Below are 18,361 nucleotides of genomic sequence, written 5' to 3'. Positions count from 1 at the left end.
GACCATGGGAGCACTTTTCTCTAATTAGGCAGCGCATCCCAACAAACTATTTTGCCGAGCTTCCAATATCCTTACATTTACTATTTTATCTTTGTATTTATCGTCAGGATCATCAACGCATACTGATTGCATGTATGGGCTTTTACCAATAATTTGATTTTGGTGTTTACCTTTTTTATCACTGAATAGAACAGGAATAGTTTTTCCTATCATACTCTGATTAAATTCAAGTTGTTGCTTGCTAATTAATTCCTGTAAACGAAGAAGGCGCTCTGTTTTAACCTCTTCTGGTACTTGATCTTTTCTTTCCGCCCCTGGCGTTCCTGGCCTTGGGCTATATTTAAAACTATAAGCCTGAGCATATTTTATTTTTTCTACTAATTTCATAGTTTTTTCAAAATCTTTTTCAGTTTCTCCAGGAAAGCCAACGATAAAATCAGAAGAAAATTCAATTTCAGGTTTCAATTTGCGCAATCTGTCTATTATTCCCAAATATTCCTCTGCCGTGTGTTTTCTATTCATTGCATGCAATATTTTATTCGAACCTGACTGCACAGGTAGGTGAACAAACGGCATGAGTTTTGATTCCTCCGCATGTACCAAGTAGAGAGATTCGTGCATATCTCTTGGATGAGAAGTTGTGTAGCGGATTCTTTCTAGCTTTTCAATTTTAGCAATGTGACTAATTAATTTTCCTAAATCCCACACCTCTCCTTCGCACTCTCCATGATAAGCATTAACATTTTGACCGAGCAAATTGATTTCCCTTGCCCCATTTGCAACTAACTTCAATGTTTCACGGAATATTTCATTTACTGGTCGTGAATACTCAGCCCCGCGTGTATATGGTACCACACAAAACGTACAAAATTTATCACAACCTTCTTGTATGGCAAGAAACGCAGAAGACCCCTGGCTATTGCCATAGCATTCATCTGGCAATTTATCAAACTTCGCAACTTCTGGAAAATCAGTATTTATTACATGACCTTTACTTCTGCTTGCTTTGACTATTAACTCCGGTAAAGCAGAAATACTCTGCGGACCAACAACAATATCAACAAAAGGAGCCCTTCTGAACACTTCTTCTCCCTCTGCTTGCGCTACACATCCAGCCACCACTATGGTCATTTCCTTATTTTTTTGTGATGAATGGATTCTTCCAAGCTCTGAGTAAAGCTTTTCTGCTGCCTTTTCTCTAATATGACAAGTATTTAATATCACCAAATCAGCTTGTTCTGCATCACTAACAACGTTGAACCCTAAAGGCTTAACTATATTCTCCATTAAAATGGAGTCATAAACGTTCATCTGACAGCCGTAAGTTTTAATATATAGGCCTTTCATATTTAAAATTCTTCACACAAATTCTAGCAAATTATACGAAAAACTGAATTCTAGTACAACAGCCAATAAAGATTGCTTGACAAACCTTCTCGCTTTCCTTACTCTAACAGTAGAGGTATTTTAAGAGCTCAAAAATCTATCTTCGTCTGCAGACTTTTCAGTCAATTTTTCAAAAAAAAACGTAGTGTATCTTCTTCAGCACGTGTTCAAATTCTGTTGTATGTGCGCTGCATTTTCTTTCTAATCTTTCAGGAGGATTTTATGTCCAGAATTCCAGATACTTAACCTTTATTCTTAAGCTAAAAACCGATTGGTACCTATGGTTTTTATAAAGAAAGTGCAAAAAATACTTTAAAGAATATGAAATAAAGGTAGAAAAGGTTTGAGTAACCAAAAACTGTTTCCAGGCATAAATTTGTCATGTATACCAAAAAGTAATTACACTAATATAATATTCACACTTATATGCCAATATAGATATAATACTAATTAAAGAGCATGTTATGCAAGAAGAAGTATCAGATTTTACAGATGCTCTTTGTCAAAATAAATGTGATTCCTTTCGAGTGACACTCTCCTATATCTTTCTTTAGGTTACACAGAAGTCTAACACAATTATAGAACAAGCGTAAAAGTTCTGGTAAAGTAGTTTTATTTACAAAAAATATGCTACTTGATATTGAAAAATGCAGCATAACAAATGCACTGTGGAAGTTACAAGAAGCAGATCAAAGGGAGATTTTTACTCTTATACAGAGATTTGAGTTGCCAGAAATATTAGCAAGAATATTAGTTGCTCGTGGTGTTAACATAGAAAATGCACATGACTTCTTACACCCACTAATCAGATCGCTATTACCAGATCCCTTTCACCTCCTTGATATGGATAAAGCTGTTTCTCACATAATAAAAGCAATAAACAATAATGAGAATATTGCAATATTTGGTGATTACGATGTTGATGGTGCAACGTCATCAGCATTGATTAATAGGTACCTAAGAGCGATTGGAACACGCTCTATAATCTATATTCCAGATCGTGTTGATGAGGGCTATGGATTGAACACAGATGCTTTATTACAACTTAAAAAGAATGGTATTGATTTATGTATTTCTGTTGATTGCGGTACGCTTGCATATCAACCAATAGAAGATGCAAAAGTCTTTGGACTTGATATTATAGTTGTCGACCATCACCTTGGAACAGAAAAATTACCAAGTGCTGTAGCAGTTGTTAATCCCAACCGCCTTGATGAGAGCTCTCCTTATAATAACTTAGCAGCAGTTGGAGTGTCATTTCTGCTAATTGTTGCTCTTAACAGAATCCTACGTGAGCAAGGATTTTTTACCAACAAAAAAGAACCAGATTTATTTGATCTACTGGATTTGGTTGCTCTTGGAACTGTCTGTGATGTTATGCAGATTACAGGCCTAAATAGGGCTTTTGTTTTACAAGGATTAAAAGTTATGTCAGCAAGAAAAAATGTTGGCTTACGTGTTTTGTTTGACGCTTTGGGAATCCTTGAAAAACCAAGTGTTTCGCGATTAGGGTTTAGTATTGGGCCATGTATAAATGCCGGAGGAAGAATTGGAGAAGCATCGCTCGGTGCAAGGTTGCTTTCCACCGATGATGATGATGCACATTCAATCGCGCTAAAATTAATAGATTTAAATAATGCAAGAAAAATGCTAGAAAATGAGGCTATTTTGGAAGCTACAACACAAGCAGGAAAATTTGCACAATTAGGTGTAAATTTTATAATGGTAAGTGGCAACTGGCACCAGGGAATAATTGGTATAATTGCATCAAGACTAAAGGAGCAATTTCACTTACCAACGATAGTAATATCTTTAAATAATGGAATAGGAAAAGCAAGCTGCAGATCAATTTCTGGGGTAGATATTGGTGCTGCGGTTCTTTCTGCAAAATTTACCAACCTAATCATTGAAGGTGGTGGTCACAGTATGGCAGCAGGATTTTCGATTAAGGAAGATAAAATAAGTGATCTACATGATTTCTTTACTGAAAGATTTGCAAACTCTACAAATGACAAAATCATAAAAGCTGATGGTATAGTAACAGCTAAAGCAATAAACTTATCCCTTTGGAATCAACTGCAGCGCTTAGAGCCATTTGGAGCTGGCAATCCTGAACCGAGATTCATCATTCAAGGAGCAAAGATAAGAAAGCCGGAAGTTATAGGAGTTGACCATATAAAATGTTTTATTGCTGACGATAATGTTATGGTCAAAGCTATTGCGTTTCGCTGTGCAAATACTGAGCTTGGCTCTGCTATTATGCAGGGTAATGTTAAAGCCATTTTGGGTAAAATCTCTATGAATTACTGGAATGGCAATGAATTTGTGCAGTTTTTAATAGAGGATGTATTGACCATTAGTTGAGTTACTATTTTACAATAATTACCTATCAATCTCACCAAAGACTATATCGAGTGAACCGATAATTGCTGCAATGTCAGCAAGCATGTGTCCTTTTGCCATGAAATCTAAGGCCTGTAAATGCGCAAAGCCAGGTGCTCTTATTCGACATCTATAAGGTCTATTGGTACCATCTGAAACTATATATACTCCAAACTCACCTTTTGGCGCTTCAACAGCCACATATGCCTCACCTTCTGGCACATGATATCCTTCTGAATAAAGCTTAAAATGATGAATCATAGCCTCCATAGATTCTTTCATTTCTGCTCTTGGCGGTGGAGAAATTTTTCTATCTTCAGTTTTTATTGGCCCTTTAGGAATTTTCTCTATGCATTGCTTCACCAAGCTAATAGATTGCCTAATCTCCGCCATTCTTACTAAATAACGGTCATAACAGTCACCATTTTGGCCGATAGGTATATCAAAATCTAACTGATCATATATCTCATATGGCTGGCTTTTTCGCAGATCCCAAGCAAGCCCAGCAGCACGGAGCATTGGTCCACTAAAGCCCCAATCAAGCGCCTGTTTTATTGATATTTCACTAATTCCTACAGTGCGTTGCTTCCATATCCTATTTTCCGTTAAAAGTTCATCAACATCATCTATATACTTTGGAAATTGCTCTATAAATTTTGCAATATCTTCAATCAAACCTTCTGGGATATCTGCTGCAAGTCCACCTGGCCTTATATAAGCTGCGTGAAATCTTGCACCTGAGGCCCTTTCATAGAACTCGAGTATTTTTTCTCTCTCTTCAAAGAGCCATAAAAGAGGAGTCATCGCCCCAACATCAAGTGCTTGAGAAGAGATATTTAGTAAATGATTTAGTATTCTTGTCAGCTCACAAAACAAAACACGCAAATATTTTGCTCTAATTGGAATTTCACATTGCAACAATTTCTCTACACACAACGAATATGCATGCTCTTGTGACATTGGCGACACATAATCAAGGCGGTCAAAATAAGGCAGAGCTTGAAGATATGTTTTATGTTCTATCAATTTTTCAGTGCCACGGTGCAAAAGCCCAATATGGGGGTCTGCTCTCTCGATCACTTCACCATCCATCTCTAAAACAAGTCGTAGCACCCCATGTGCAGCTGGGTGCTGAGGACCAAAATTTAGCATCATTGTCTTTAGATCAGGCATGCTTTGGTAGCTTAAGGTATTGGAACTTTATAGGGTAAAATGTGCTTAAAGTCAATAGGCTTCTTGTACAAGCTATAACTCATCGTTACAATAGAAAAACTCTCAAAAACTTCACCACTTCTTCATAATCTGATAGACAATGTTTATGTGTCACATACAATTATTGCACTTATGTTGATCAAGGCAGCGAAATTATGTATAGATAATTTTGATTGAGAAATAGTTTTTCTACTATATAAATTCTACTTTAGAGTAATCAAAATTAATGAAAGACAATAAATATAGTTTAGGTTTAAGGATCATTCATTGGTTAATGTCTGCTTTTATTATTGGCATGCTTTGTTCTGGGCTGTACATGAAAAGTTTGCCGATTAGCAGTGAAATTAAATTCAGCATATACGCTATTCATAAGGCTTGCGGTATCACCGTTCTTGGATTAATTATAGTACGCATATTTTTTCGCGTCTTTACTTATGTTCCACCACTTCCAGCCAATTTTTCTCGATTCGTAATTAATGCGAGCAAAACGATACACTTTGGTTTATATGCTTTGATGGTGCTAATGCCACTATCTGGTTATGTCATGTCTTCTGCTTCTAGCAAAGAGATCAAATATTTTTTTCATATCCCTTTATTAATTAACCATAATGCAGATCTAGCTAGTGCAGCTAATCAGTTACACTCGATACTTGCATATTTTATGATACTCTTTATAGCCTTGCATATAATTGGTGCTTTAAAACACACATTTATAGATAAACAAAACATTTTTAAACGTATGATATAGGTTATATGTTAAGTAGCCTCTGGAAAAAAGGAACAAATTTTCTCGGTAGTGAGTTTGCCATAATGGGTGGCGCTATGAGCTGGGTTTCAGAGAGAAATTTAGTTTCAGCAATCTCAAATGCCGGTGGTTTTGGTGTAATTGCATGTGGTGCAATGTTTCCAGACTTACTGAAAAAAGAAATCATAGAGACACAGAAATTAACTAACAAACCATTTGGTGTAAATCTAATTACTATGCACCCAAAGTTGAGTGAGTTGATAGATGTGTGCATTGAAACGAAAGTAAGCCATATAGTGCTTGCCGGTGGACTACCAACGAAGCCTAATATAGAAAAAATCAAGAGTGCGGGCATTGAAGTTATGTGTTTTGCACCAGCATTAAGCCTCGCGAAAAGGTTAGTAAAAATGGGAGTAGATGCGTTAATAATAGAAGGTATGGAAGCAGGAGGACATATCGGTCCTGTTAGCACTTCTGTTCTCGCACAAGAGATATTACCTCATTTTAAAAATGAGAAAACACCGGTGTTTGTTGCAGGTGGAATAGGAAGAGGCGAAATGATAGTGAACTACCTAGAAATGGGAGCAAGTGGCTGTCAAATAGGTACATTATTTGTCTGCACGAATGAGTCAATCGCTCACAAAAATTTTAAAGAAGTATTCATCAAATCAGCTGCGCGTAATGCTGTATCTTCTGTGCAGATTAGTGCTGATTTCCCTGTAATTCCAGTAAGGGCTATAGTTAACAAAGCAAGTGACGATTTTATGGAGCATCAAAGAGACATTATTGATAAATATCAAAATGGAGAAATCTCAAAAGAAAATGGGCAGCTTGAAATAGAAAAGTTCTGGGCTGGAGCCTTAAGAAGGGCAGTAATTGATGGAGATGTTGAAACAGGATCTTTAATGGCCGGTCAAAGTGTTGGCATGGTTGATAGAGAAAAGCCTGTAAAAGAAGTGATAGATATGTTAGTTCAACAGGCAAGCAATTATGTTGAAATGTAAAATCAGTAATCAGCAAAGAAAATAGTTAGCAAATTGCTATAATTATCCGCAATAAGGCATAACTGCCCGGTTTTAATGTAAAATTAACGCTAAAGAGGTATTCATACATTTTATTTATATGAGAGGAATGTTATGTTTGATTCATCATATGAGAAAAGAGTGCTATTTGATAGCGCAGTAGGAAACAATACTTACTCATCTACTAGCGATCCTATCAGAAGTTCACAAATCTCAGATAAGAGAAAGGAGAAAACAGGGAATTCTTCAGCATCAAAAACGAAAGAGTTGCACGAAATTATACACACAAAGGTCACAAAAGTGAAGCATAAGTATCCAAGCCCACAAGAGGGAGATGGAACTATCACAAAATGCATAGAGTTGTTCAAGGAAGGGGCTGACCCTGAGGTATTAACTAAATTAGAAAAATCGCTGAGAGAACAATTAGAAAAATCACCAGAAAAAAAAGAAGAATATCAAAACCATTATAAGTATTATATCGAGAACTTCCTTCCAGCATTGGAAAAAAAAGTAATGGGATCAAAGGAATTAATGAAACCTTCAGTACTTAACAATGAAGAAAAATCATCACAAAGATCACCAACAAGAAGAGAAAAAATATTAAAAATAATTTCAGAGATTACTAAAAAGAGCAACAATAAAGATCATTCTAGTAGCACTATTCAAAATCAGAAAAGTCTTAGAAGTAATCAAGCAAATAGACAAAATAATACTATGGAACTATTTAACAAACAAATTCTTTCTGGTGAAGTTGAAATTCCCAAAAATTCAGGTATTAATCCTCTGGAAAAGGATTCTTTAGCTAAGGGTGTAAGTGGAAAAGGAATCTCTGGAACATATAATTCCTTGAGAAGTTTAGATAGTTATGATGCTTCAACAATTCTTACATCAAAACAATCGCAAGCAAGAAAGAAGATCACACAATCACAATTGAATAGTCAATCTGATCTTTCGATTGATAGTAAAGATTTAAAAAATGAAAAGCCTAATATAACTGTGAATGCTGTAGAAGTGCCAAGTGGTGCAAATACTTCTAAACTCAGTAGTAGTAGTGATTTAGATAGTCGAATAAATTCATCTAGCTTGGCATCAAGTAGCAGAAGGAACAGCTTAACTTCAGTAACAAGCATTTCATCTGAGGAAAGTGTACACTTAAAATTAAACCCTGCTGAGGAAGATAATAGTTTGCAACTAGAAGATGAAGGAAAAACAAAATTAGCACATCCGAACAAAACAAGGCCCAAAGGCCCAAGCGGAAGAAGATCCCCTTCTAAATATTATAAGAAGATTGAAGAAGGGCCTCATTGTGTGATCTCAGTGACAGGCAGTAAGGTAAAAGATACAATGCAATCCAATAATTATGAAAATAATAGTAAAATCAAAAACAAAAATCTTCACGTCGCACTTGTAACAAGTTCTGCTCTCTTAGCAATAGGGTGCATTGTTGCAGGAGCAATGACATCAGGATTAGTAGGAGCAGGACTGTTTGTGGTGGCTGCAGTGTTTGCTACAGCTGCAGCAGTTGAATTGCGTTCAAACTTTCTATCAAGTAAATTGACATCCATTAATGTGAGTCCTCTTGTTGACGATAAAAAGCTTGCGGCGTGGTAAAAATTAAATATGAGTTACTTATGGTGAGCAAGTGAATTCGGTTCTTGCCTATTGATGTAAAAATTGTTACAGTTAAGGAGTATCTTAAAGGTATTTAGCTGATGCGTATTCAATTGGGTAAAGTTTTTGCTATTGTAGCCCTGTTAAGTTTTATCTTCATGTCATGTTCTAGCAAAGCAAGTGATGAATTGAAAAATATACCAGGAACGTTGAAAGAACTTATTTCTTCATTTTCAGTTAAAGATACTATGGAAAATATGAATCCTTCGACAATTATAGGGTTATGTATAGCTACAGTGATACTTGCAGTAGTGTTCAGAGGTCTAATTTTCTTCATGATACTGTTTGGTGTACTGATCATGATGTTTGGGAGTACAGAAAAAGCAACAGATTACTTGAAAGAAAAATTCAACTTTGCAAAAGATATAAAATTACAGCCCGACAGCGAAAAAAAAGATAAAAATTAAGATAGTATTTTTATGTTTTTTAATTATCTTTTTATTGAATACACATAATGTTGTATGCAACCAAAAGTACCAGCCACTAGCTCTAATTCTGAAAAAAAGAACAATTTAGCGTTACTAGAAAGTATTAATTTAGATTTTATCCCTTATGCTTGCCACTACGATGAAGAAACTATACTAACAAAACAGGGGGAATTGTTAAAAATAATCAAATTAGAAGACTATTCTTCAGTTGATAACTATGGTGATCTTAGAACTGAAATTAGAAAAAGTATATCAAAAAATATCAAGAGTTTATATTTTACCGTTTGGATTCACACTGTCCGTAAGCGCAATAAACTGAGCTTACAGTGGAATAAAACTGCAGACTTTTCCGATCAGCTACACTCAACGTGGTTTAATAAACTAGTTGATAGTAAACTACAGTATATAAATGAATTGTACATTGTGGTGTTACTTAGTGATTTTGGCAAAAATATTAATAATGCATTTTTTTTTGGCGGGATAAAGAATAGGCACAAGTTATTTTTACAAAAAAATCATCAAGAATTACAAAAAATAACTGACCTGATTCAAAAAGATTTAGAACCTTTTGGAGCTAAAAAACTGGGCCTTAGGTCTAGTGAAGGCAAAATATATTCTCAAATGATGGAATTTCTCCATTACATTATTACATTAACGCACAAAGATTATCCAATATGTGAAAGGGACCTATCGCAGCATGTGAAAAACCTAAAAGTAGCTTTCGGTTTCAATAAATTTCAAACATCGTTTGAAGGTCAACAGAAGTTTGGTTCTATTTTTTGCATAAAGGAATATCGAGAAATCCCCTTAGAAAATATAGATAGGTGTTTGCAACTTGACTCTGAGCTTATCATCACAGAAATAATAATATTTACTAGTAATAATAAAGCAGTAAAAGAATTCAAAAAACAAATTAATATACTGCAAATCAGTGAGGACAATACCTTACTTCAAAACTCAGGAATAAATGAAATAATAGAGCTTGAAAAAATTTCTGCTATGGATTTTTGTCAACAGAAAATTATTGTTACAATCTTTGCAGATGATAAGAATAGGTTAGCTAAAAATATCAGCGATTTATCCTCTGTAATGTCGTTAATCGGGTTGATGATGTTTAGAACTGATCTGCACATGGAAAATCATTTTTGGGCACAGCTTCCTGGAAACTTTGCTTTTGTTACACAACCAAAAAATATATTAGAAAAATATGCTTGCAGCTTTGCTATGTTGCATGATTTTACATCAGGTACGTTGAAAGGAGGAAGATGGAAAGAAGCAGTAACAGTTTTTTTTTCAAAAAAAGGCAGTCCTTACTTTTTTAACTTTCATGGAAAGAAAAATAATGGTCATACCACAATACTTGGAGCTCCAAATTCAGGTAGAACCTCACTGATCAATTTCTTACTTTCGGAATCAAGAAAATTTAACCCTAGGATTGTTATATTGGATAATACTGGAAAATCAATAATATTTACTAAAGCAGTAAGCGGCCAATATTACATAATTGATCCAAAATATAAAGATAAAAGTCTAAAATTTAACCCACTGAACATTGAAGATAGTGCTTCTAATCGCAATATGCTTGTTGAATTGATCAAAAGGATGGTTGCAGATGCAAGTTTGGTAGACGTAGAAGAAAAGACAAAAAAAATTGTAGATTTTATATTTGCTATACCAAGAGAATCGCGATCTATTTCTCAAATTTCTGAAGTGCTTTTACTTCTTGGAGGCAAAATAAGTAAATGGTGTGGTGAAGGTGAATTTGCTTACTTATTCCAAGATGGTGATGAGTCAGATATTGACTGGGGAACAAAAACTATATCCCTCAATACTGCAAATCTCACTAAGCAAAAAGAATGTATGTCCGTGATACTTTACTATTTCTTATACTCTTTCGAAGCAAAATGTGATGGCTCACCTGCAATACTTGTTTTGGATGAAGCATGGGAGGTAAGTAATATTTTTCCTACAGAGGGAGAGTTTGACGACTGGATGCAAAGAATGACAAAGTTAAATGTTGTAGTAATTCTAAGTACTGAAAACTTAAACCTAGCATTTGCTAGCAAGTTTACTCAATATTTAGATAAGCATGTCGATACGAGGATCCTGATGCCGAACATAAATGCAAACAGGTTATACATGAAAGCATTTTCTCTGTCGAAAGAGGAACTGAATGTCATTTTGCAAACACCAACACAGGAAGGTTTATTTTTGATAAAGCAATACAAAGGTTTAGTAACTTTAAATCTAGATTTGAAGAATATGAAAGAAATACATGTACTTTCAGCTAATAAAGAGACTATAAAGTATATGTATGAAGCAATAAAGGAAAAAGGCGAAAAAGTGAGTAAGTGGTTACCGGCGTTCTATGAAAAATGTAAAGCTTAATTTTTTATTGATATTCTCCTTGATATTTTGTCTTTCTTATCAAGGATATGCTGATTGTCCGCCTCTTGTAGAGAGTAATACTACACTTGAAGCTGGAGGCAAAAAAGCTTTGGAGGGTTTTTTAGCAATTTTTACTTTTGGTACTAAAGGTAGTTTTAAAGTTGATGAAAAGCTATACCAATATATTACAGTAAGACAAGTAAAAGACCAAGGAATTGATGGTTATTTTAATCCAAAGATTCAAGTCTGTGATTATGAAGGAAAAGATAATTGTTATATATTACCTAGTGGAACATCCTGCCGCCAGATATATGGTACACAAGATACAGGAGGTGGAGTCTCTGCAGCAGTGTTTATTGATTGGGAAGGAGATAAAACATCTGTTAATGCAAAAATAGCAGATAGTCTTGAGTGGGAATGGGCAGACAATGTTACTGATGAAGAAAAAACGAAGTTTGCTAAGTCTCCTAAAATATGTGCTTGTAGCCAAAAAGGCGCTTGTATGGGTAGTTCTGCATGGTTTTCAAGAGTGCTTCAGGGAGAAAATATTTTCCGTCCAGGGGATATGGAAAACGTTTGTGATACTTGTTCATCATGGAATAAAGGAAAGCAAAAGATAAAATGTGCTCCTGTACCACTTGCACCTGGCCCCCCTCCATTTTGTGAACAACTTGCAATGTCACCTCCACAAGTTAGAATTGTTCCTATAACAAATGAAGAAAATGATTATTTCCATCCAAGAGTTGGAGTCATTATTGGTGAGCTGAAGGAAAGAAGGGAGCTACCTTTTCCACGCGTTATTTCAAGTAATAAAAACATTCAAAGTGCTACATACTCTATTCCAGATAAAGATACCCACCATCACTTTAAAACTTATAGAAAAAAAGGTCAGCTCTGCACTGAATATTATGGTACTGAGATAGAAGAGTCCAAAAGAAAATTACAATTTCCTGCTCGCTGCTTCCCAGCGCCACCTGCTCCAAAGATTGAAGAAGTGAGCATACCAAAGCCTAATGAGGGTAAAGGTGAAAATACGCTAAAAGTAAAAATGAAGATGAGTGAGAACGTTTGTACTTATGACGCACGTGGAACTCACAGTAATGGCATCTGTACTTTTTATGTTAATAAAAATTCTCCTACATATGTTGGCCATCTACCTTTAAAAGTAGTAAAGCCAGCAATAGTGGCAAAAACAACTGATAGCAGTAACAGTAAAAGCGACATCGATAGCGTAATAGAAGGTATATTAAAAAATAATTCGCAATTTGAAGTTCTAGAAAAATATGGATATGTTCCCGATATTGAAACAGAATGTAAAGAGCTTCAGAATGGTAAGTGCAAACTAGATGGCTCAGGATATCCAAAAGTAGAAATAAAATATAAAGAAAATCCTAAAAGTAAAATGCTCTGCCTTTCTGGGTGGCAACCAGAACCAGAGGAGTTTGTTCTTGAAAAAGAAAGTAAGCTAATATCGCTAAAATCAATGGGGGCAAGATACAATAAATACAATACTGTTTATTCAAAGGAGTCTGATCAGCTTTATTATTTTCCCTGTAACGAAACAATTGAGGTTTTAGCACAGCCACAAGATGCACTGAATGAAATAATATTTAATAAAAAAGGATATATTTCCATTCCTGCTGAAAATAAGTCTAGAGATAACTGCATGGCAAAAGAGGATAAAGAGGTAGATACAAAACAAAATTGTGACAAATGCAAAATAGTATATGAGTTAACAGATGGAAAGTATGAAGAAAAAAACTGTAATCACGGTGATGATGGTTGCCTCTGCTTTGATGGAGTATGTAGTCGCTCAACACAGTATGTAGATAAGAATGATAAACTATTTTACTTAAGATATGAAGAAGTGGATTGCAAGGATAAGGATGGTAAAACAGTAAAAAACGAGAAAGGTGAAATACAAAAGTGCACACAATTAAAAAATCAACCGATTAAAGCAAATAGAACAGAAGTCTTTTATGCTGATAAATTGTGTAGGTTCGATTTAGATGGTTTAAAAAAGAGATTGCGTGAAATAATAATAGCACAATTGAAACATAAGAAGAAGATTATTGAAGACAGGGATCAAAAACTTTATGAGCTTGGAGATGGCTATACAGATGATCTGTCAATGTATGATTACGTTGAAATAGAAGCATGGGGAGGTGGTGAAGCTGGTCATATAGCTGATAAAGCTCAGTCTACTGTAAGTAGACTAGGAATGCCAGGTGATTACATTAAAGCTAAACTAAAAATCAACCCCAATTATCCCTATATTAAAGTAAAAGTGACAGAAAGAGGTGGTGGACAAGAAGATGATGAATCTAACAAGGATGGGGGACCAACTTTAATAAAAATGTGCAGAGACTCTTCAGAAACAATTTGTAAAGATTTAATTACTGTTGCAGGCGGAGGTACATACAGAACCTATGGGGGAAGGGATTACAAAGATACAATAATTCATGAACAAAGTTTAAAATTAAAAGAAGAAATTAAGAAAGGGGACAAGCTAAACTCTAGTAAAGATAATAAAATAGCATATATAGAAAATGGTGAGATTGGGTATAAAGATGTAACAAAATGTAGTAAAAACTACGTGAATAAAACATATGGTGCTGGTGGTTGTATCAACGAAAGCAGCAAAAGTTATAGCAAGGGCGCTCCTGGTTACGCAAACATTAAACCTATATTTGAGGAAATTAATGAAAAAAGAGTAAAAAAAATAGATGATGCTATTGACAAAATGATACAAAATCCAGATGATATCACAGGTATTGATGATTCCTTAATAAATAAACTTGATCAAAAGATTATTTATACAATTAAAGAAGAAATTAAAAAAGAATTGTTAGGATTATAGTCAAAGGACCCTGATGGTTGCAAATGGGGTAAAGTTGAATTTACATCACTGAGACAGATGCATGTCAAACCAGTGTTTCTTTTCTTGTATCTCAGTTCCCATAATGTCATCCCAGTGCGTGACACCCATTTCTTTCTAGTGCTTCCTTCCTTGTCATCACAGCTTCCATAATGTCATTCGAGTAGCTGACACTGGAATCCATGTAAATTTAACTGGACGCCAATGTCACAAACTATAGTATTTCCTAAAGTAAATGATAAAGGTATAATGAAGTATTTGAGTTATAATGGCATATAGTGTGGATTTAAGGGAAAAGGCAGTATTGATGATAGAAAAAGGGAAGACAAAGGTTGAGATAGCAGAGCTCATGGAGATAGGAATAGCAACTCTGTACCGCTGGTTAAAAAAGAAAGCTGCTGGTGAAAGCCTAAAGCCATCTAAAAACGGTAGCTTTATTCGAAAAATAGACCCAAAAATACTCGAAGAATATGTTACAAAGAATCCAGATCATACTCTGGCAGAGATGAAACAAAATCTTGGATTTGGAATAAATTCAATTTGGTATAGACTAAAACAGCTAAAAATTACTTTAAAAAAAAGTCACACTATATCAAGAGCGCAATCAAGAAGATAGGCAGCAATTTATTGATAAAATCTCAAAAATAGACCATTCCAGCATCTTATATATAGATGAAGCAGGAGTTGATAATAAGTTATACCGAGAATATGGACGTGCTCCAAGAGGAAAGAAAATTTATGCAGATATTCCAGGGAGAACTCGAGAGAGAATCAGTATAGTAGCCGGGTGGATTGGAATGAGATTTATTGCACCAATGACTTTCAAAGGTGGGTGTGACAAAGAGGTATTCAATATATGGTTGGAGAAGATGTTATTACCTAAATTGCCACTTGGCACAACCATAGTTATGGATAATGCTACATTTCATAAGACCACTAAAACAAAATCATTAATAGAGTCTTTTGGCTGTCATGTGCTGTATCTTCCAACATATTCACCAGATTTGAATCCCATAGAACACTGTTGGCATACCATCAAAAGCCGCCTCAGACCTCTAATGTATAAATGTACAGACTTACAACTTTTGGTTGGTAATACCATAATGGAAATTTATCATTCATTTTAGAAAATACTATAGTTTTCTCATCTATCTTATTTTGCTACTCTGCTGAACAGATACGTCAATTTTATCTACTGATGAGCTAGGTTTGTTGTTCTTCACATGTTGTGACAAAAGCTCCTTAACTCCTTTTTTCACAAGAAGTACTGAATTTGTATCCTTTTCAAGCATAAAAACTGTAGAGTTTTCAATTATCTCAGCTATTTGTAAAGGAGTATCTCCTGAATGGTTTTTAATATTAGCATCAGCTCCTTTTGCTAATAGTAATCTTGCTATTTCTTTGCGGCCTGTTATAGCTGCTATATGTAGAGGTGTATTGCCAATCTTATCGCCAATATTGACATTTATTCCTTCTATACTAAGTAATAACTCAACTATTTTCTTATGGCCATTCTTGATAGCTACACTTAAAGGATCTCTATCGACATTACAGCCATTGACCTTAGCACCATTATCAAGAAGCAACTTGACTACTGCTTCATGCCCATTCTGAGCAGCTAGATACAAGGGTGTGACATTATTTTTTTTATCTACTATGTTAACATCAGCATTTTTTGTGCTAATTAATAGTTCAACTATTTCAGTATGTCCGTTCTGAGAGGCTAAGTACAGAGCTGTTATACCAAATTCATTGTCTTTAGCATCAATCTCAATTTCTTGAGTATTAAGTAACACCTTTACAACTTCTACAAGTCCATTTTGAGCAGCAATATGTAAAGGTGTCTTACCATCAGTACAGTCTTTTATATTGGGATCAGCTCCCGCTTTAATTAACTCCTCTACTATAGCTTTGCTTTTAGCTACAACAGCAAAGTGTAAAACTGTACTGCCTTTAGTAGTTCTTGCATGAATATTAGCTTCTTTACTGATTAGTAACTTTACTACGTCTAAATGTCCTGAATAAACAGCAAAATGCAAAGCTGTAAATCCTTTTTTATCCTTGATATTGATATCAGTTTTTACATTAAGTAATAACCTAACTTCATTTATGTTACCATTATAAGCGGCTTGATGTAATAGAATATTTTCAACCGGGAGCGATTGAGTGCTGAACATATTTACCTCTATATAATAGTATGCCTAGTGGTACTACATCAAAACAAGGAACATTCAAGAAAAATTTTTGCATCTGGCAATCTATTTTCTCTATTCTAATATATACAAACTCTTTAAACCCACCTTGTAATCAGGATAAACTAGAGAGACACCAAGGTCTTTTTTAATTTTAGTATTGCTTACTTTTTTTGACCCTAAATAAAAACCCCGTGCGTAATTTGGTACGGAAGAGATCTCAACTGGCTCTGGAGGGCTAATATTGAGAAGCTCGGCTGCATACGTGACCACTTCAGATTGCGTAGCAGGTAAATCATCTGCACAATTGTATATCTCATAAGGCTTTATATTTTGCATGGAAGAAAATAAAATATTCGATATATCTTCAACATGAACACGAGAAAAAATTTTTTTCACATTTCTTGCTTTGCCAAGCTGCAGGTCAATTAGCGCATTTCTACCAGGACCATATATCCCAGCCAAACGAAAAATATGTACAGGCAATTTGCTACTTAGCCACTTCTTTTCAGACTCAAGGCGCTTTTCTCCTCTAATTTCTATAGGCTTTGTTTCAGATTCCTCATTCACCCAATTACCACAGTGGTCACCATAAACATTAGTTGCAGACAGATAACCAAGCCATTTAATATTCTCCAGACAATGACCGTATCTCTCCATAACATCATCGCCGTCTGGAGGAATAGAAACTAAAACATGCGTTACGCTTTTAAGCAGATCTTGATCAACCTTTTCATAATCAAAAAGTTGTATATCTTTATTTCTTGATGTACCGTTAACTTTCCAGCCTAAATTTAGCAATTTTTTCGATAGAAATTTAGCTACATATCCGTAACCAAAGCAAAACAAGTGCATGGAAATTAATTTCCAAAATTCTTCTTGATAAACTCAACCCCTAACCTTATTCCTTCTTCATTAATAATATGGCCTAATCCATGAATTGGGTATCCTTGAGCGTTTACTCCATTTTCTTTCAGAGCTTTAACCGCTAAATCAAGGGAAGAAAAAGGTACCACATCATCAGCGTCACCATGAATAATACATATGTTAGGTTTTGATTTTATCTGCGGTGCAGTTTTTGAAGGCGAAAGAAATCTACCAGAATACGCAACAACTGACGCACAAGACTGAAGCCGGGTAAGAGCCACATGTATTGCAAGCATTGCCCCTTGAGAAAATCCAACTAAAGAAAGCTGAGTATCTTTTAAATTAAGCTCCTTTAATTTTGTATCAATAAAATGATTTACAATTGATGCAGCATTTTTCACCCCATTATATAGTGCTTCTTCACTACGATCCTCTAAACTAAACCACTGATAACCATCACCTATTTCCCTCTCAAACGGAGCATTCGGTACCACAAAACATGAATCGGGTAAAAATTTGCTCATAACTTTAGCAAGGTGAGCGAAATTATCGCCACTTGAACCCCAACCATGAAAAAAAATAATCAAATTTTTCTTATTTCCATTTGGACAAATTTCTTGGCTTTTAAGTTCAATCATCTCTTCATCCCTTTATGTTTATATTTAACTTTATGTTAATACTAAATTTGAGGAACAAGACCTCACTACTGCTATAGCTCTTTGATATGAATAAATACTACTTAGCTTCAACTTTCTCTATCAATTTCTTGACCAAGCCTCTCAATCTTCTGCTGGAATCATCAAGCTCTTGAATTTGTGAAGCATCTTTTCTCATGAGCTCTTTGTGATTACTCTTTATGTAATCATACATTTCCTTCATCTGAGCAATCATCTTGTTGATATCCATACCACCCATATCAGGTATCATGCTAGGCATATTTCCTTCTAGCATACCGCCAGCCATAAGCTGCTGAGACATTTGCATGAATGGCTTTAAGGTCTGTTGAAGCAAATTAGGGTCGCTTGCCAATTTTTCTATTTGCTCTTTGCAAGTATCCATGTACTGCTTCATAAATTCATCATCTTGCATTTTATCTGTCATAATTACACCTATTTGAAACTAATATTATATATTGTTTTTAATTAAAAACAATACAAGAACAACTATATTAATACTTTATTAAATGACAA

15 protein-coding genes are annotated in these 18,361 nt (G+C 34.9%); 9 read left to right on the top strand and 6 right to left on the bottom strand.

Annotation, left to right across the window (positions count from 1 at the left end; all coding sequences use genetic code 11):
* Positions 1-24: 24 nt before the first annotated feature.
* Complete coding sequence (miaB, locus tag AAGD65_RS01045; protein ID WP_264682955.1) at positions 25-1,347, bottom strand: tRNA (N6-isopentenyl adenosine(37)-C2)-methylthiotransferase MiaB; 1,323 nt, start codon at positions 1,345-1,347, stop codon at positions 25-27.
* 666 nt (positions 1,348-2,013) lie between these two features.
* Between miaB and recJ the strand changes: the two genes are divergently transcribed.
* The gene (gene recJ, locus AAGD65_RS01040) at positions 2,014-3,750 is read left to right on the top strand and encodes a single-stranded-DNA-specific exonuclease RecJ (protein WP_341810947.1); all 1,737 of its coding nucleotides are present in this window, start codon (positions 2,014-2,016) and stop codon (positions 3,748-3,750) included.
* Positions 3,751-3,768: 18 nt separating this feature from the next.
* Here recJ and AAGD65_RS01035 read toward each other — a convergent pair whose 3' ends face one another.
* Positions 3,769-4,941, bottom strand: a complete 1,173-nt coding sequence (locus AAGD65_RS01035) for an NADH-quinone oxidoreductase subunit D (RefSeq protein WP_019236681.1) — start codon at positions 4,939-4,941, stop codon at positions 3,769-3,771.
* Positions 4,942-5,206: 265 nt separating this feature from the next.
* Between AAGD65_RS01035 and AAGD65_RS01030 the strand changes: the two genes are divergently transcribed.
* The 8 genes from AAGD65_RS01030 to AAGD65_RS00995 all read left to right on the top strand — a co-directional run bounded on the left by AAGD65_RS01030 (position 5,207) and on the right by AAGD65_RS00995 (position 15,239).
* A complete protein-coding gene (locus AAGD65_RS01030; RefSeq protein WP_264682953.1) occupies positions 5,207-5,728 on the top strand; it encodes a cytochrome b in 522 nt (173 codons plus the stop codon).
* 5 nt (positions 5,729-5,733) lie between these two features.
* Positions 5,734-6,729, top strand: coding sequence for an NAD(P)H-dependent flavin oxidoreductase (locus AAGD65_RS01025; RefSeq protein ID WP_007302056.1), 996 nt, complete (start codon positions 5,734-5,736; stop codon positions 6,727-6,729).
* Between the two features lie 132 nt (positions 6,730-6,861).
* Positions 6,862-8,358: a DUF350 domain-containing protein gene (locus AAGD65_RS01020; RefSeq protein ID WP_341810946.1), complete on the top strand. Its 1,497-nt coding sequence runs from the start codon at positions 6,862-6,864 to the stop codon at positions 8,356-8,358.
* Positions 8,359-8,459: 101 nt separating this feature from the next.
* Positions 8,460-8,825 (top strand): hypothetical protein, encoded by a 366-nt coding sequence (locus AAGD65_RS01015; RefSeq protein ID WP_264682951.1) that lies wholly within the window; start codon positions 8,460-8,462, stop codon positions 8,823-8,825.
* Positions 8,826-8,879: 54 nt separating this feature from the next.
* Positions 8,880-11,234 (top strand): type VI secretion protein, encoded by a 2,355-nt coding sequence (locus AAGD65_RS01010; protein ID WP_264682950.1) that lies wholly within the window; start codon positions 8,880-8,882, stop codon positions 11,232-11,234.
* Positions 11,215-14,094 (top strand): hypothetical protein, encoded by a 2,880-nt coding sequence (locus AAGD65_RS01005; RefSeq protein ID WP_341810945.1) that lies wholly within the window; start codon positions 11,215-11,217, stop codon positions 14,092-14,094. The genes AAGD65_RS01010 and AAGD65_RS01005 overlap by 20 nt, the downstream gene beginning before the upstream one ends.
* A 286-nt stretch (positions 14,095-14,380) precedes the next feature.
* Positions 14,381-14,728, top strand: a complete 348-nt coding sequence (locus AAGD65_RS01000; RefSeq protein WP_264336399.1) for a transposase — start codon at positions 14,381-14,383, stop codon at positions 14,726-14,728.
* 10 nt (positions 14,729-14,738) lie between these two features.
* On the top strand, positions 14,739-15,239 hold the full coding sequence (locus tag AAGD65_RS00995; protein WP_306794344.1) for an IS630 family transposase: 501 nt from the start codon (positions 14,739-14,741) through the stop codon (positions 15,237-15,239).
* A gap of 21 nt (positions 15,240-15,260) precedes the next feature.
* Here AAGD65_RS00995 and AAGD65_RS00990 read toward each other — a convergent pair whose 3' ends face one another.
* The 4 genes from AAGD65_RS00990 to AAGD65_RS00975 all read right to left on the bottom strand — a co-directional run bounded on the left by AAGD65_RS00990 (position 15,261) and on the right by AAGD65_RS00975 (position 18,272).
* Complete coding sequence (locus AAGD65_RS00990) at positions 15,261-16,289, bottom strand: ankyrin repeat domain-containing protein (RefSeq protein ID WP_264375802.1); 1,029 nt, start codon at positions 16,287-16,289, stop codon at positions 15,261-15,263.
* A 90-nt stretch (positions 16,290-16,379) separates the two neighbouring features.
* Positions 16,380-17,159: an SDR family oxidoreductase gene (locus AAGD65_RS00985; RefSeq protein WP_007302062.1), complete on the bottom strand. Its 780-nt coding sequence runs from the start codon at positions 17,157-17,159 to the stop codon at positions 16,380-16,382.
* Between the two features lie 5 nt (positions 17,160-17,164).
* Positions 17,165-17,809, bottom strand: a complete 645-nt coding sequence (locus AAGD65_RS00980; protein WP_264682946.1) for an alpha/beta hydrolase — start codon at positions 17,807-17,809, stop codon at positions 17,165-17,167.
* Between the two features lie 97 nt (positions 17,810-17,906).
* Positions 17,907-18,272, bottom strand: a complete 366-nt coding sequence (locus AAGD65_RS00975; protein WP_019236690.1) for a hypothetical protein — start codon at positions 18,270-18,272, stop codon at positions 17,907-17,909.
* Positions 18,273-18,361 lie beyond the last annotated feature (89 nt).

Origin of the sequence: Wolbachia endosymbiont (group B) of Chesias legatella (assembly GCF_964026945.1) — a bacterium.
In the GTDB taxonomy this organism is placed as follows: Bacteria; Pseudomonadota; Alphaproteobacteria; order Rickettsiales; family Anaplasmataceae; genus Wolbachia.
The sequence above is the reverse complement of the archived record's forward strand: the minus strand, read 5'-3'. Positions and strand labels throughout refer to the sequence as shown.

What these genes read in the sequence shown, in the direction of transcription:
- miaB (WP_264682955.1), bottom strand. Translation starts at nt 1,347, where the DNA reads ATGAAAGGCCTATATATTAAAACTTACGGCTGTCAGATGAACGTTTAT.
- recJ (WP_341810947.1), top strand. Translation starts at nt 2,014, where the DNA reads ATGCTACTTGATATTGAAAAATGCAGCATAACAAATGCACTGTGGAAG.
- AAGD65_RS01035 (WP_019236681.1), bottom strand. Translation starts at nt 4,941, where the DNA reads ATGCCTGATCTAAAGACAATGATGCTAAATTTTGGTCCTCAGCACCCA.
- AAGD65_RS01030 (WP_264682953.1), top strand. Translation starts at nt 5,207, where the DNA reads ATGAAAGACAATAAATATAGTTTAGGTTTAAGGATCATTCATTGGTTA.
- AAGD65_RS01025 (WP_007302056.1), top strand. Translation starts at nt 5,734, where the DNA reads ATGTTAAGTAGCCTCTGGAAAAAAGGAACAAATTTTCTCGGTAGTGAG.
- AAGD65_RS01020 (WP_341810946.1), top strand. Translation starts at nt 6,862, where the DNA reads ATGTTTGATTCATCATATGAGAAAAGAGTGCTATTTGATAGCGCAGTA.
- AAGD65_RS01015 (WP_264682951.1), top strand. Translation starts at nt 8,460, where the DNA reads ATGCGTATTCAATTGGGTAAAGTTTTTGCTATTGTAGCCCTGTTAAGT.
- AAGD65_RS01010 (WP_264682950.1), top strand. Translation starts at nt 8,880, where the DNA reads ATGCAACCAAAAGTACCAGCCACTAGCTCTAATTCTGAAAAAAAGAAC.
- AAGD65_RS01005 (WP_341810945.1), top strand. Translation starts at nt 11,215, where the DNA reads ATGAAAAATGTAAAGCTTAATTTTTTATTGATATTCTCCTTGATATTT.
- AAGD65_RS01000 (WP_264336399.1), top strand. Translation starts at nt 14,381, where the DNA reads ATGGCATATAGTGTGGATTTAAGGGAAAAGGCAGTATTGATGATAGAA.
- AAGD65_RS00990 (WP_264375802.1), bottom strand. Translation starts at nt 16,289, where the DNA reads ATGTTCAGCACTCAATCGCTCCCGGTTGAAAATATTCTATTACATCAA.
- AAGD65_RS00985 (WP_007302062.1), bottom strand. Translation starts at nt 17,159, where the DNA reads ATGCACTTGTTTTGCTTTGGTTACGGATATGTAGCTAAATTTCTATCG.
- AAGD65_RS00980 (WP_264682946.1), bottom strand. Translation starts at nt 17,809, where the DNA reads ATGATTGAACTTAAAAGCCAAGAAATTTGTCCAAATGGAAATAAGAAA.
- AAGD65_RS00975 (WP_019236690.1), bottom strand. Translation starts at nt 18,272, where the DNA reads ATGACAGATAAAATGCAAGATGATGAATTTATGAAGCAGTACATGGAT.